This window comes from Clostridium putrefaciens (genome assembly GCF_900461105.1).
GTDB classification, from domain to species: Bacteria; Bacillota; Clostridia; order Clostridiales; family Clostridiaceae; genus Clostridium_L; species Clostridium_L putrefaciens.
Map to the genome: position 1 here is coordinate 2,758,089 of NZ_UFWZ01000001.1, position 15,039 is coordinate 2,773,127.

Genomic DNA, 15,039 nt, shown 5'->3' on the forward strand with positions numbered 1-15,039 from the left:
TTTTATATAGTATTAACATCTTAATATATCATAAGTTATTACAAGTATTAAAGGCTCTATAGTTTATCATTAATTGGATAAAGGCAGTTTAAAAATTAAACTGCCTTATGTGAAATTTAAATCACTTATTTATTTCTTCTATTAACAAGAGCAACTACTCTATTCATCTCATTGTTTACTATCATATATCCTTCATCTACACCCATTCCTGGTTTAGCTAAACACTGATCTGCTCCACAAGCCATAGCAATGTTAGTGCAGACTTCTGATGATCTATTAGTTTCGTTACAAGTTCCTCCTGAATAAGCTCCAATCCCTTTTTTCTTACAATATAATATAGCTTCTATTATGTTATTAACTCCTCCAAGATCTGGAGTCTTTATTTGAAGCATATGTCCTGAATTGTTATCCGCAAATAAAACTACATCATCATAAGTATTACACCATTCATCTGCAACTATTTCTACATCAATATTTTTCTTATCAAGTTCAATTCTTAAATCTCTAAGAGCTTCCATTTGTTTTATTCTATCATCTACATCCATAGGTCCTTCTATTCTTAAATGGAATGGTTTTGCAGCTTCTTCAAGTACTTTAAAGTATTGAACCATCTTTTCCATATCATTATTAAAAGCTACACCTATAGTTCCATAAACATCTATATGAAATATTGGGTTATACTCGCCTGAGCTTCTTACCTTTAAAACTCTATCTCTTAACCATTCAACATATGAAATAAGTTTTTCTCCACTTTCTCCAAGCTTTTCTTTTACATTATTGAAAAGAGCATGTGGTAAAACATCTGCACCTTTGATTATCATTTTATCAGCATTTGTATATCTATCGTCTCCTGATTGAGTAAATATAGGAATTCTTTTTATATTTACTCCTGTATTGTATTCTTGTTTAACTACCTCAGCCATAGTTATCTTTTTAGATTTTGCTACTGCATCTAATATAGCTTGAGTTACGCCATATCTTATTGCTGTATGTAGCCTCTTTCCATTAACATTCATCTTATCAAACTCTTCTGCTAAATCTTTAAAACTATTTAAATCTCTACCTATTAATTTCGGTGCTATTTCTTTTTCTATTAAAGGTATGAACTCTTCTGCTAAAAATAAAGGATCTCTTCCACCTGCTCCTGAATATTGTACTGCTGCGCAATCTCCATGAGCTACTTGTCCATCTTCTAATATAAGCATAACTGATATAGACTCACCCGCTTGTCTTATAGCATCAAAACCTTCTGTAACAGGTTCTCCTACATAAGTAAATCCATCATGTTCTACTCCATTTTTTATAGCTCTTTGGTCATCAAAATAAAATCCTGTTCTTCCAGCTGAACAAACAACATCAACAATTTTCATTTTACGCCCTCTTTTCAATTATTTTTATCTTTTAAAAAGATATTTTTTATTTGTTTTTACATTAATACTTTATATTCATCCTTTTATTTTGGATAAAATATCTCTATTTCTTATCTGGTCTACCTATTAAAACACCCTTACCTACTGCAAATATATCATCTATAGTCATTTGGAATCCAATTTCTCTATTCTCATACTTAGCTCTTTGTTCTAACTTCTTCATATTAAAGTTCATAATATCTTGGGTAAAAGGAACATTTCCAAACTTAAGATACCTTACAGCTCCATTATTATCTCTAGCGGGCATCATTTTACCATTATTATATTTACTAGGTGCAAAGGGTATATCTATAATTCCTGCTGCAAACCCTTTTACGGTACCTATTGAAAGATCACCCTTACCTAGTTCAAATAATTTATCTACCATACATTTAGTTTCAGCTTTTATTATAGTAATTTCAGTTTGTAGCTCTTTTGACATAGGCATCTTTTGTCCTCTTAGTAAATTAAGAGTTACCTTTGTAGCCTTTATGCCCGCTGCATTAGCCTCTTTAGTTGGAACTCCTATAGCTTCATGAGGAGTTTTAACTATTACCTTTGTAGCTCCTGCAAGAGCAGCTGCTGCAGCGCCTGTGGATATTACTCCAAAAGCTTTAGATTCATCTGCTGGGAATCCGCCCATCCATTGATGGAAAACTGTTGTTATATATACATCATTATATCCATTAGCCTTTAAATATTCATTAGTTTGTTCTTCTAAAGCTCTTATAGCTGCTACATCTTGAATAAGATTTCCACACTGTCCATATCCCACAGTTATATTTTTAACCCCTTGTTCTGCTGCAAGTAAAGATTCAACTATAGCTACTGCATTAGAAGTACTTGGTGGTACTAAAGTCCCTGTAAGTGGTCCAAAGGGTTCTCTGTTAATTGATACGCCTTGTTCTTCATAGAATCCTGCAAGCCTATCACAATATTGCCAGTCTAATAAGGTTCTTTCTATACTTACACTTTTTGCATAAGGTATATTATAAGATATTCCTCCGCCTTCATTAGAAGTCCATCCAGCAGCATGAGTAATCTCTGCAAGCAGTCTTGCATCCGGAGTACCATGTCTTGATTCTATAGGTAAGTTTATTGCTTCGAAAACTTCCCTACAACCATGGACACCGTGATTTACTCCTGGAAATCCATTTAATAATGATCTATTTGCAATCTTACTTTCTTTTATTCCAATTTCACATTCATCGTATCTGTTTTGTCTTGTATAGCTATCTATTGTTGATGGAAGCAAGTCCGCTCCACCTTCATCTTGAAGATAAGTCAAAAGTTTTATATGAGCATCTATAAGTGCAACACCAGCTCTTGGTTGGGCTAATGTTACCCCCTCTTCTTTAGCTTTCATAAGCTTTTTAGGAAAACTTTTATGTTCTGGAACCTTTTTTAAATAGTCTACTCCATCTTGAAGATCTACTTCTTTACCGGTTGGCCATTGGTTTAAAACTAGCTCTCTTTCGCTAAAAAACTCTTCCTCTGTCCACTTTTTATTTTTTAATCCCACTTTTTGTACCTGCCCTTCTTAAATTTATACCCATAATAAAAATTTAACTAAAATTCACCGCTACAGTGGTTATCAAAGCTTTGTGCATCCTTAAACTGTTGCTTAAATAGCTCTATCTTTTTTTCATCAATATAATCATTTTCTTTATCTTCTTTATCTTCTTTATCTTCTTTATAATCTATTTCTACTAGATACTTTTTCATTATCCTTACAGCTAAATCTGGTAATTCTTCTGCAAGTAATCCCATAGATGAAAGTATATAAGTTTTATCTAATAATAACTTTGCTCTTTGTGGTCTTAAAGAATTTAAATTTTCTTTAGAAAATTTTCCTGCTTGTAATATATTTCCTGCATCTTTACTATGAACTAAAACTCCACCTGTACCTATCATATATTTTACTTCCATAAGATCTTTTCCGTATTGAGTGTATACAACCCCTAAAGGTGAGTAAACTGGCTCTACATATCCACAGTGCCTTTCCATCGCAATTTCTGTTGCAATACGTGCCATGGACTCATCAAAATCTACCTCATCTTCAGTTTTTGGTACCATCATTATGTCTTTAGATCTTAGTGTACAGTTTTCCTCTACATCTAACTCTTTATTTTTAAGATACTTTTTGATTTTTCTAGTTCCTGCTGCCTCCCATAAGGATAATGCAGAGTATCTCATGCCAAGATCACCCTCAACAGTTCTTTTTGCGAGGGGTTCTTCAAGACCTCTAAGTGTAACACCTGCTTTTGTTGGGTCACCGTCTGCTATAGAGTGTACATCTGTAGTTGCACCACCAATATCTATAACAACAACTTCACCTATTCCCTCTTCTTTATCACTACCCTCGCTTAATACCCTTGCCGCTTTAAGTACAGCAGCAGGGGTTGGCATAAGTATTCCATTTATATATTCTTCTGCATTTGTAAGACCCTTTGCATCTACTATTCTGTTCATGAATATCTTTCTTATTTCTTCTCTTGCTGGTTCCACATTTAATGAATTTAATTTAGGCATAACATTTTCAGCAATAAAATAAGGTATATCAGCATCACTAAATAATTCACTTATATCGTCATTAGCCCCTTTATTTCCAGCTACTACAACCGGAATATTAATCCCATGTTTCACAAGCATTTTAGCGTTATGTATTACACATTCCTTATTTCCACCATCTGTACCTCCTGCAAGTAGAATAATATCAATATCGGATTTTTTGATTTCTTTCATTTCTATATTTGTAAGCTCATAGCTATAAGTTTTTAGCACCCTTGCGCCTGCACCTAAAGCTGCTCTTTTAGCAGCTTCAGCCGTAAGTTCCGGCACAAGTCCTATGGCTATCATTTTTAATCCCCCTGCCGCTGATGAGCAAGCAAGTCTTCTTACAAAATTAACTTCTTTGCCTTCTAAATCTTTTAATAATTTATTGTAAGCCTTATTAAAGCCTATCATTATATCTTCTTCTATTGTAGTTATATCCTTAGATGTAGCCAATATCTCTTCTTTTTTAATATCTATGGCTGTAAGCTTTGTATAGGTACTTCCAAAGTCTATTAATAAATATGCATCCATTAACATCACATCCATTTACTTTTTTAATTTTGTTTTAATTCTAATTCCTCTTTTAATTTCAATTCTTCTTTTGAGTATAAGTCTTCTTTTAAGCACTTTATAGTAGTTTCTACAGATGTTCCTGGAGGGAATACCCTATTAAACCCCATGTCTTTAAATCTTTTTTCAACCTCTGGCCAATTTTGTTTTCCAACTACTATATTTCCACCTACATATAAGATTATATCTTTAAGTCCAGACTCGTCGCACTTTTCTCTCATTCCTCTACAATCCATCTCGCCATGTCCATAGAGGGAAGATACTACTATAACGTCAGCATTTGTCTCTACCGCTGCATTTATAAAATCTTCTTGTGGTGATAATACCCCTATGTTTTCAACCTTAAACCCTGCTTCAGACAAAGCATAGTCTAAAATCTTATTTCCCACTGCGTGACAGTCTGAACCAATTACTCCAAGAACTAATCTCTTTTCTTCCATTTTATAAGCCTCCTAAAAATAATAATGAAATTAAATGATTTCTTTTTATTTTTATTTTAATTGCAAATTAAATATTTCTATTATCATAATTTATAAAATAACTTACAATTATTACCCTTTATAATCTATTTCTAGTATTTTAGATCTTAATGCTTTTACAGATCCTTCGTCTAAATTATATATGAATTTAATTATATCTTTATCTTCATTATTTAATCTTTTTGTTTCTTTAAATCTTCCAGGTGAAACAATTATTACTTCCGATTCCTCTATAAGTTCTTTTACTTCTTGTAAATTTTGTGTATTTGTATACTTTATATTTATACCTCCAAGTCCTGCACTTTCTAAAGCGCCCTTTATTTTAAACATAAATTCCTCAGATATACACAAAAATCCAAACCTTGTTCCTTCTTTATACCTTGCTATTTTTACGATAGTTTCTAAATCTGCATTAATAGCGACTCCAAATATCTCTTTGTCAAGTCCTTTTATAAGCTCGTGTACTTCATTAACATGATTAAAGGTTGATATAACTACTTGAGATTCTTTTAATAATGTTAATGTTTCTTCATCCATTCTCTTAAGTTCACCTATAGTTAAGGGCACAACATTCATATTCATAGCTTCACTTAATTCTTTGCTAAACATTCTAGATTGCTCTGTATTGCATTCTACATAAATACCTTTAAGTTCTTTCATGAAATCTGACTTTTCTTTAACTCTTGTACTTACTATGTCCAAAAACTCGCCAATATTCATACCAGATTCTAAAGCCTCTTCTATTCCTATATCTACAAATCTAACTATTTTATCTCTAACATTTTGCTCCTTCCAAGGCTTGGCTTCTTCTGCTACAAATGTTCCTTTACCTTGGTAAGATTTTAAAACGCCTTCTTTTTCTAATTCTTTGTAGGCAGTACTTATTGTATTTCTGCTCACCTTTAGATTTTCTGATAATTCTCTTTCTGTTGGCATCTTTGTTCCAACCTTGAGAAAGCCACTTCTAATAAGATACATTATTTGCTTTTTTACTTGCAAATACAGTGGAATACCACTCTTTTTAGTTATAACTATGTTTATTTTAATTCGCCTCCCAAGATCTATTGGACTAATGGATTGAACCACCGATTAAATAATATCACAACCCACCAGTCCAATCAATACGTTTTCATAACTTGTTTAATACTTTAGTAACCTTTATAATGTACATCTTTTATTAAAGCTTTCTTATTATTATAATATTAATAATATATGCCTTTATAAATCTACTATTAATAAAATAAGTAGTTAATTTTAAACCTTTGTATTATTTACCCTTATTATTATGAATATATCTTTATATCTAATTTAAATGCTAAATATTATTTAACATATTTCACATATAGATATAATATATCTTAATAATATAAATAAGTTTACTTTATGTAGGAGAGTTGAATGAATACAAATAAGCTATTTGATTATATTATAAAAGTTTTAATTGCTATCTTAATAATCATTATATTAATTAATATTTATAACTATATTAATTATAAAAAGAATTATATTCCTAACAATAGTATAAATGTATCTCCAATAACTGGTGAGATAATTACTAGTGTTTATAATAAGGACCCCATACCTATCTCAGTTAATTACACTGATATTTATGAAAATAATTCAATTTGTGGTCTAGGTAAGGCTGATATTATTTATGAGTTTATAGATGAAAACCAAAAACTTAATTATAACGCTATATTTTACAGTAATATCCCAAATAATAATTATCCAATATCATCAATTCGCACTAGCAATTTAGATTCAATTCAAAGTTTTAATTTTAAAGAGGTAGTTGATGTAGACTCTAATTTAGTAGATGCTAATTACTTGTTTATTAACCTTAATAATCTTTACTGTTCTAATTTTATATATAAAGAAGGCGTATATGAACACTTTTTAGGAAGCCTTCCTCATATAGATGCCTTAGATAAGGAAATAATAAAAGCTACTAATGTGGTGGTTCAATTTGTAGATGATCCAGCATCTTTTAGAATTTCTAACAGAAATGATTCAGGATATGGAATGTTATTTTCAAGTGGCAAAGCGTTAAATATGAGATGGTGTAAAGATAACAATAAAACTTCTATGTATGATTCTAATGATGTACCCCTTTCCATAGTTAGAGGTAATACTTGGTGGGTGATTATAGATAAAAATAATTCTTTAATCTATAAATGATTTCATTTATTCTATAAATATAAGAATATTAACCACAATAAAAAACCCATACTTAAAATATTAAGAATGGGTCTTCTTTTTGATATATTTAAATTGTAATTTATTAAATACTTAATTTTAATCATACTTAATTTTAATCATACTTAATTTTCATAATATTTATTTACAGCTTTTGTTATTGCTTTAGCAATACTATCTTGATATTCTACTGTTTTAAGTTTAGCCTCTTCTTCTATATTTGATAAAAATCCACATTCAATTATTACACAAGGAGCTTTGTATCCATCTCGTAATATTTTATAAGTATCTCCTGCCGACTTTTCCTTTCTATTGTTACTTGGATTTAATTCCTCCCTTAATGTATCTTGAAGTATCTTTGCAAAATCTTTGCTCTTTTCATAATCTGAATACCATACTTGTGCACCTGAATACTTTATTTGAGGGAACATATTTAAATGTATACTTAGGAACATATCACATTTTATCTTATCTTTCATTAGGCACCTATTATTAAGATCTTGATTCTTTTTCTCTCTTATTGTACCTTTATCTTCATGCAAACCTTTATCTTCTTCTCTTGTAATATGAACCTCGTATCCTTCCTTTTCTAAACTTTCTTTTAACATCTTACTTATACTTAAATTAATATCCTTTTCTAAAACTCCACTTTTTGACACTGCCCCGCCATCTATTCCTCCATGTCCTGGGTCTATAAGTATAATTTTATTTTTGCTTTCTACAGCTTCTACTTTATAGCTAAAAGGTGTTATAGCTATAATTAATGTTAAAATAAACATTACACTAAAAGTTAACTTGTAAATACCTTTTTGTTTTATATATTTCACAGATATTCACCTCCATCTATTTTAAAATTATTATTAAAGGCATTGTCTTAATATATTGTTCCCATAATAATATATTTTAATTAAAAAGTTGGATCTATTTTAAACTAACAAGATAATTTTCTACAATAAAAAAAATCAGTTATCTTTTAAATTAAAAGTAACTGATTTTATATCTATATATTATCTAGACACACTTGCATTTATATTTTCAGCAATGTTTGTAGAATGGTCGCCTATTCTTTCAAGATTACTTATTATATCTAAATACACCGCCCCAGCAGTTGCTGTACATTTACCCTCATTTAATCTTCTTATATGAGATGATCTAAATTCTCTTTCTAATGTATCTATTCTTTGTTCCACATTTAATAATTCTTCAACTTTGTTTGGATCATTATTTTCATAACTTTCTATTGCAAGTTGTAATGAGTAGATAGTATAATCATACATCTGTTTAAGTTCTTCTAAAGCTTCACTAGTATATTCTAACCTTTTTATTATCTTTTCATTTGTTAAATCTGCAATGTTTTCTGCATGATCTCCTATACGCTCTATATCATTTACAACATGAAAGGTAGAGGCTATAATTCCTTTTTGTTGATCTGAAACTTCTGTTTTTGAAAGTTTCACTAAATATGTAGTTATTTCTTGTTCCAAAACATTTATTATTTTTTCATTTTTATAAACTTTTTCAACTAATTTTTCATCATCACTTTCAAAAGCTTTAATAGCAATTTCAACATTTTGTTTAGCCTTATTTGCCATTCTCAAAACTTCTTTTATAAGCTGACCTAGTGCTATTACTGGTGTTTCTAAAAGCCTGTCATCTATAAACTTAGCTCCAGCCTTTTCTATTTCGTCGTCTCCTTTTATAACCTTGTTTGCTATAAGTATTAAATAATTGCTCAAAGGAAGTAATATTATAGTATTTGTTATATTAAAAACTGCATGAGCATTTGCAATTTGTCTTTGTACATTTAATGGACTAACTTGTTGAACTAATTGCGCTAAAGGTACTCTTAGTGGAATAAATATTAACGTACCTATAACATTAAAACACAAATGTATAATAGCTGCTTTTCTAGCTGTTTTAGATGTTCCTATGCTAGATAAAAGGGCTGTAACACAAGTACCTATATTGCATCCTAAAATTATAGGAATTGCTATAGACATATCAATACTACCTGTACCTGCTAAAGCTATAAGTATAGCTGTGGTTGCTGAAGAGCTTTGAACTACAGCTGTCATAGCTAATCCTGCTACAATACCAATTGACCAATTATCGCCTATTGCAATGATTAAATCTTTAAACTGTTGAGACTCTGCGATTGGTTTCATTGCATCTCCCATTATTGCCATACCCATAAATAACATTCCGAATCCTAATATTATGTTACCAAATTCTCTTCTTTTTGTAGATTTCGAAAACATTACTATAGCTACACCTATACCTACAAATATAGGAGCTATTGTATCTAACTTAAATGCTACTAACTGAGCAGTTATTGTAGTACCTATATTAGCACCCATTATAACTCCTACTGCCTGTGATAAGTTCATAAGCCCAGCATTAACGAATCCTACTACCATTACCGTAGTAGCACTGCTGCTTTGAACTACAGCTGTTATTATTGCACCTACTAATACACCCATAAACTTATTAGAAGTAGCTTTTTCTAGTATACTTTTTAGCCCTTCACCAGCGGCATTTTCTAATCCTTCTCCCATAAGTTTCATACCATACAAAAATAAACCTAGACCACCTATTAATCCAATTATAATTGTCATCGCATTCAAACCATATTCCCCCATTATAATTTACTTTTACCTTCAAAATAATACAATATATTTATGTATATGTTAATAGAATCTTACAACTTTTAACCTAATCTTAATATAGACATACATTTTATGTAATTTAATTATCTATTTAATAAAATAACTTACTATTAATTATACATTATTAGTTTTGACTATATTCCACTATTTTATAAACCATTTTTAAATATTTATTTAATAAAGCTAATATAGTCACAACTAATTATTTTAAAAGGCTTTATATCAACAAGTAATAAGGTTAACACTTAAAAATATTTAGGTCTTAATATAATGTAAGTTCTATAAACTTAAATAACTTAGGCAAAAAAATAAAACCCCCAAACATAAATGTTTGCGGGTTTCGTGATTTTATTAATACTATCTCTTTGAAAATTGTGGTGATCTTCTAGCTTTCTTAAGACCGTATTTCTTTCTTTCTTTCATTCTTGGGTCTCTTGTTAAGAATCCTGCCTTCTTAAGTTCAGGTCTTAAAGTTTCATCAGCTTTAACTAATGCTCTTGTAATACCGTGTCTTATAGCTCCGGCTTGACCTGTATATCCCCCACCATGTACATTAACTAAAACATCAAATTTGCTTTTAGTTTCAGTTAAAACTAATGGTTGGTTAGTTATAACTCTTAAAGTTTCTAATCCAAAAAATTCTTCTATGTCTCTGTTATTTATAGTTATTTTTCCTTCACCCGGTATAAGTCTTACTCTTGCTACAGCTTTCTTTCTTCTACCAGTTGCCATATATTGAACTTTAGCCATTTAAAATTTCCTCCTCTCGCGTCCTATTAGTATTTAAGTTCTAAAACTTCTGGTTTCTGTGCTTGTTGATCATGCTCAGAACCTCTGTATACTTTAAGCTTTCTTAATGTTTGTCTTCCAAGTACTCCTGTTGGAAGCATTCTTCTTACAGCTTCTTCAAATGCATATTCTGGTTTCTTTTTTAGCACTTCTCTGTAAGGTGTTTCTTTTAATCCACCTGGATAAAATGAGTGATGTCTTAACATCTTTTGATCTAATTTCTTTCCAGTTAAAAGTACCTTTTCAGCATTGATTACTATTACATAATCACCTGTGTCAACATTTGGTGTAAATGTTGGTTTGTGTTTTCCTCTTAATATAGATGCTACTTGGCTGGCAACTCTACCTAATGGTTTTCCTGCTGCGTCAACTACATACCATTTTCTATCAACTTCTCCTGTTTTAGCTATGTATGATTTCATCTTTTTCCCTCCCTGAACTTCTTATATAGACTTTTCTAGTTCTTCTATTTCTATGTGAAGATCTAACCTTCGTAGTTCTTATACACTTAGTAAATATAGTTTTTTCAAACATTATCATTGTAATACAATCTTCCTGGTGTGTCAATGTATTTTATTAAATTAATAAAATACTTTTTCTAAACAAAGCCCTGATGACAAAACTGCTTTTCCTGCTTTAGATCTGTTCTTTGATTCTATTATATCCACTATCTGGCTTGGTGGCATTTTACCTTTTCCAATTTGAACTAAAGTGCCTACTATTATTTTAACCATATTATATAAAAATCCATCTGCGGTTATATATACTTTTATATAATTATTATCTTTGTATATTTGTATATCTTTAATAGTTCTAATGCTAGTTTTAACGGAGCTTCCCATATTTTTAAATGCAGAAAAGTCTTGTTTACCTAGAAAGTATTTACTGGCTTCTATCATTATATCCATATTTAAAGGTTTCCTTACATGATATACATAATTTCTATATAACGCTGGTACACTTTCTCTATTAAATATAGTATATGAGTAGGTTTTTGCTACACAGCTATACCTAGCATGGAACTCTTTTTCTACTTCTTCCGAGCTTAATATAATGATATCTTCTGGTAAGTTTAGATTTATAACATTTTTAATTTTATCTGATGGTATTGTTGATTTAGTATGAAAGTTTAATACAAAAGCCTTTGCATGTACCCCTGCATCTGTTCTACTACATCCTATTACATCTAAGCTTTCCCCCGTTGATTTAAATATAGCCTCTTCAATTCTTTGTTGAATAGTCATTGCATTTTTCTGTCTTTGCCATCCACTATAATTTGTTCCATCGTACTCCACTATTAATTTTATATTTTTCATTATAATATCCACCTATACATAATATATAGCTATGGATAACGTTGCTAAAGAAGAATATATTATACTAGCAACGAAATCTATACTTTGCATTTTAAGTTGTTTCATTCTAGTTCTACCTTCTCCGCCTCTATAACATCTTGACTCCATAGCCATAGCAAGCTCATCTGCTCTTCTAAATGAACTTATGAATAGTGGAACAAGTAATGGTATTAATCCTTTTGCTTTGTTTATTATATTTCCGCTATCAAAATCAGCACCTCTAGCCATCTGCGCCTTCATTATCTTATCAGTTTCATCCATTAGTGTAGGTATAAATCTTAATGCTATAGTCATCATCATTGCTAGTTCATGAGCTGGCAGACCTATCTTTTTAAAAGGGTTTAAAAGTCTTTCAATTCCATCTGTAAGCTCAATTGGTGATGTTGTTAATGTAAGCAAAGATGTTCCAAGTATCAAAAATATTAATCTTAGTACCATAAAGCCTGCTGTACTTAATCCTTCTTTATATATTTTTATAAACTTCCATTGAAATATAATATTAGTCCCCTCTACCATAAATAAATTTAAAATAGCAGTTATAACTATAAGTATAAAAACAGGTTTTAAGCCTTTGTATAAATACGTTGGTGATAACTTTGCAACTGAAACTGTAGCTAATACGAATGCCACTACAAATATATATCCACTAAAGCTTTTGATTAGAAATAATTGGATTATAAATAATAATGATATTAATATTTTAGTCCTGGGGTCTAATTTATGAACAAAAGATTCCCCTGGTACATACTGTCCTATTGTAATATCCTTTATCATAAGTTCTTCCCCCTATAAGCTAGCTTTCTTGGTATTATCTAAATATTTTAAAATGGCCCTTTTAGCTTGTTCAACTGTAAATATATCTTTTTCTATTTCAAAGCCTCTAGCTCTTAATTCTCTAACTAAGTAGGTAATTTGAGGAGCTGCTAGCCCAACTTGTTCTAACTGATCTATATTTTGAAATATTTCTTTTGGCTTTCCATCTAAAATGCAAGTTGCCTTATTCATTACTATAATTCTATCCGATACTTTCGCAACGTCTTCCATACTATGTGAAACTAATATTATAGTCATATTATAGTCCTTATGTAAGGTTTTAATTTGAGATAATATATCGTCTCTTCCCTTTGGGTCAAGTCCTGCTGTAGGTTCATCTAATATAAGTATCTTAGGTTCCATAGCTACAACACCTGCAATAGCTACACGTCTTTTTTGACCTCCACTTAAATCAAAGGGTGATTTATCCTTATACTCTTCGTAATCTATTCCTACCATTTCCATTGCTCTTTTAACTCTTTTAAGTATTTCCTCATCTTTTAGTCCTAAATTTTTAGGACCAAAAGCTATATCTTTTTCTATAGTTTCTTCAAACAATTGATATTCAGGATATTGAAATACTAAGCCCACCTTTTTTCTTACATCACTTAATTTTACTCCTCTTTTAAGTATATCTTGCCCATCAATTATTATTTTTCCACTGGTGGGTTTTAATAAGCCATTTAAGTGCTGTATAAGTGTTGATTTTCCTGATCCTGTATGTCCAATAAGAGCAACAAATTCACCGTCATTTATTTCTATACTTATATCGTCTAATGCCTTCTTTTCAAAAGGTGTATTTTTCATATAAACATGAGTTAAATTTTCTATTTTAATTGACATAATTTATTCACCATCTCATCTATAGTTAATATTTCCGTATTAATATCAATTCCACTCTTTTTTAATTCATAAGCAAGTTCGGTAACCTGTGGAACATCTAATCCTATTTTCTTCATTAACTCCACATTTTTAAAAACTTCTCTTGGTGTGCCTTTTATTATTATCTTTCCTTCATCCATAACAGCTATACGATCTGCTTCTACTGCCTCTTCCATGTAATGAGTAATAAGTACTATAGTTATTCCAAAATCTTTATTAAGTTTCTTTATAGTGTTGATTACCTCTTTTCTCCCTGACGGGTCCAGCATAGCTGTAGGTTCATCAAATACTATGCACTTAGGTCTCATAGCTAATATACCTGCTATAGCTACTCTTTGCTTTTGCCCACCGGATAATAGGTGTGGTGCATGTTTCCTGTAATCATACATCCCTACTGTCTTTAAACTTTCTTCTACCCTTTTTACTATTTCACTAGGCTCTACTCCAAGATTTTCTGGGCCAAAGGCCACATCTTCTTCTACAATTGTTGCAACTATTTGATTATCAGGATTTTGAAAAACCATGCCTGCTTTACTTCTAATATTCCATGTGTTATTTTCATCAGATGTGTCCATATTATCAACATAAACCTTGCCTTCTGATGGGATTAATAATGCATTTAAATGCTTTGCAAGAGTTGACTTTCCAGAACCATTATGTCCTAATACTACCAAGAACTCTCCCTTTTCAACTTCTAGGTTAACACCATTCACAGCATACTTTTCTGAATTATCTTCTGAATTTATATATTTATATGTAAGGTTTTCGCATCTAATCATAGTATTTTCCATTTAGTAATCCTCCAAAATAAAAATATGCATATAAGTAATGAAAAGTAGACTTTATAAATATATTTTCCATTACTTACACATCAATAATGTTCATGTATTATAAAATAAAATAAAATATTAAAAGGTAAAAATAAATAGATATATTAAAATGGGGACTAAGCTAATGCCACTTAATCCCCTTAATTGTTATACTAATTCTAATATAACTACTTCTGCTCCGTCTCCTCTACGTGGACCTACTTTATAAATTCTAGTATATCCACCATTTCTTTCACTGTACTTAGGAGCTATATTATCAAATAAATTTCTTACTACTTCTTCTTCAGTTACGAAAGCAAGTACTTGCCTTCTTGCATGAAGATCACCTCTTTTTCCAAGAGTGATCATTTTTTCAGCTAATCGCTTTGTTTCTTTTGCTCTTGCTTCTGTAGTTTCTATCTTACCATACTTTAAGAAACTAGTAACAAGACCTCTTAACATTGCTCTTCTTTGGTCGGTTGGACGACCTAATTTACGGTACACTGCCATAGCTT

General features: G+C 30.6%; 16 protein-coding genes. 1 reads left to right on the forward strand and 15 read right to left on the reverse strand.

The features are described 5' to 3' along the window. Window positions 1-125 precede the first annotated feature (125 nt). From DY168_RS12600 to DY168_RS12620, 5 genes are all read right to left on the reverse strand, one after another. Complete coding sequence (locus tag DY168_RS12600) at window positions 126-1,370, reverse strand: methylaspartate ammonia-lyase (RefSeq protein WP_115642063.1); 1,245 nt, start codon at window positions 1,368-1,370, stop codon at window positions 126-128. A gap of 103 nt (window positions 1,371-1,473) precedes the next feature. Further along, entirely contained in the window at window positions 1,474-2,931 is a 1,458-nt protein-coding gene (locus DY168_RS12605) for a methylaspartate mutase subunit E (RefSeq protein ID WP_115642064.1), read from the reverse strand. A 47-nt stretch (window positions 2,932-2,978) separates the two neighbouring features. Continuing rightward, the gene (glmL, locus tag DY168_RS12610; protein WP_115642065.1) at window positions 2,979-4,496 is read right to left on the reverse strand and encodes a methylaspartate mutase accessory protein GlmL; all 1,518 of its coding nucleotides are present in this window, start codon (window positions 4,494-4,496) and stop codon (window positions 2,979-2,981) included. 23 nt (window positions 4,497-4,519) lie between these two features. Continuing rightward, entirely contained in the window at window positions 4,520-4,975 is a 456-nt protein-coding gene (gene glmS / locus DY168_RS12615; protein WP_115642066.1) for a methylaspartate mutase subunit S, read from the reverse strand. 111 nt (window positions 4,976-5,086) lie between these two features. Further along, on the reverse strand, window positions 5,087-6,100 hold the full coding sequence (locus DY168_RS12620) for a GntR family transcriptional regulator (protein WP_341458793.1): 1,014 nt from the start codon (window positions 6,098-6,100) through the stop codon (window positions 5,087-5,089). A 312-nt stretch (window positions 6,101-6,412) separates the two neighbouring features. On the opposite strand from DY168_RS12620, the gene DY168_RS12625 reads away from it, so the two are divergent. After that, window positions 6,413-7,192 (forward strand): DUF3048 domain-containing protein, encoded by a 780-nt coding sequence (locus DY168_RS12625; RefSeq protein ID WP_115642067.1) that lies wholly within the window; start codon window positions 6,413-6,415, stop codon window positions 7,190-7,192. Window positions 7,193-7,335: 143 nt separating this feature from the next. Here DY168_RS12625 and cwlD read toward each other — a convergent pair whose 3' ends face one another. The 10 genes from cwlD to rplQ form a co-directional block, all read right to left on the reverse strand. Continuing rightward, window positions 7,336-7,989 (reverse strand): N-acetylmuramoyl-L-alanine amidase CwlD, encoded by a 654-nt coding sequence (cwlD, locus tag DY168_RS12630; protein ID WP_115642499.1) that lies wholly within the window; start codon window positions 7,987-7,989, stop codon window positions 7,336-7,338. 228 nt (window positions 7,990-8,217) lie between these two features. Continuing rightward, the gene (locus DY168_RS12635) at window positions 8,218-9,834 is read right to left on the reverse strand and encodes a Na/Pi cotransporter family protein (protein ID WP_115642068.1); all 1,617 of its coding nucleotides are present in this window, start codon (window positions 9,832-9,834) and stop codon (window positions 8,218-8,220) included. Between the two features lie 399 nt (window positions 9,835-10,233). Beyond that, entirely contained in the window at window positions 10,234-10,626 is a 393-nt protein-coding gene (gene rpsI, locus DY168_RS12640; protein WP_115642069.1) for a 30S ribosomal protein S9, read from the reverse strand. A 26-nt stretch (window positions 10,627-10,652) separates the two neighbouring features. Continuing rightward, window positions 10,653-11,087, reverse strand: coding sequence for a 50S ribosomal protein L13 (rplM, locus tag DY168_RS12645; RefSeq protein WP_115642070.1), 435 nt, complete (start codon window positions 11,085-11,087; stop codon window positions 10,653-10,655). After that, entirely contained in the window at window positions 11,068-11,205 is a 138-nt protein-coding gene (locus DY168_RS14740; RefSeq protein ID WP_172556359.1) for a hypothetical protein, read from the reverse strand. The genes rplM and DY168_RS14740 overlap by 20 nt, the downstream gene beginning before the upstream one ends. A 41-nt stretch (window positions 11,206-11,246) precedes the next feature. Next, complete coding sequence (gene truA, locus DY168_RS12650; protein ID WP_115642071.1) at window positions 11,247-11,981, reverse strand: tRNA pseudouridine(38-40) synthase TruA; 735 nt, start codon at window positions 11,979-11,981, stop codon at window positions 11,247-11,249. A 12-nt stretch (window positions 11,982-11,993) separates the two neighbouring features. Further along, the gene (locus tag DY168_RS12655) at window positions 11,994-12,794 is read right to left on the reverse strand and encodes an energy-coupling factor transporter transmembrane component T family protein (protein WP_115642072.1); all 801 of its coding nucleotides are present in this window, start codon (window positions 12,792-12,794) and stop codon (window positions 11,994-11,996) included. A gap of 12 nt (window positions 12,795-12,806) precedes the next feature. After that, window positions 12,807-13,676, reverse strand: a complete 870-nt coding sequence (locus DY168_RS12660; protein ID WP_115642073.1) for an energy-coupling factor transporter ATPase — start codon at window positions 13,674-13,676, stop codon at window positions 12,807-12,809. Further along, the gene (locus DY168_RS12665; RefSeq protein ID WP_115642074.1) at window positions 13,661-14,506 is read right to left on the reverse strand and encodes an energy-coupling factor transporter ATPase; all 846 of its coding nucleotides are present in this window, start codon (window positions 14,504-14,506) and stop codon (window positions 13,661-13,663) included. Before DY168_RS12665 ends, DY168_RS12660 begins: the two co-directional genes overlap by 16 nt. Before the next feature lie 186 nt (window positions 14,507-14,692). After that, window positions 14,693-15,034, reverse strand: a complete 342-nt coding sequence (gene rplQ, locus DY168_RS12670; protein WP_115642075.1) for a 50S ribosomal protein L17 — start codon at window positions 15,032-15,034, stop codon at window positions 14,693-14,695. Window positions 15,035-15,039: the final 5 nt, after the last annotated feature.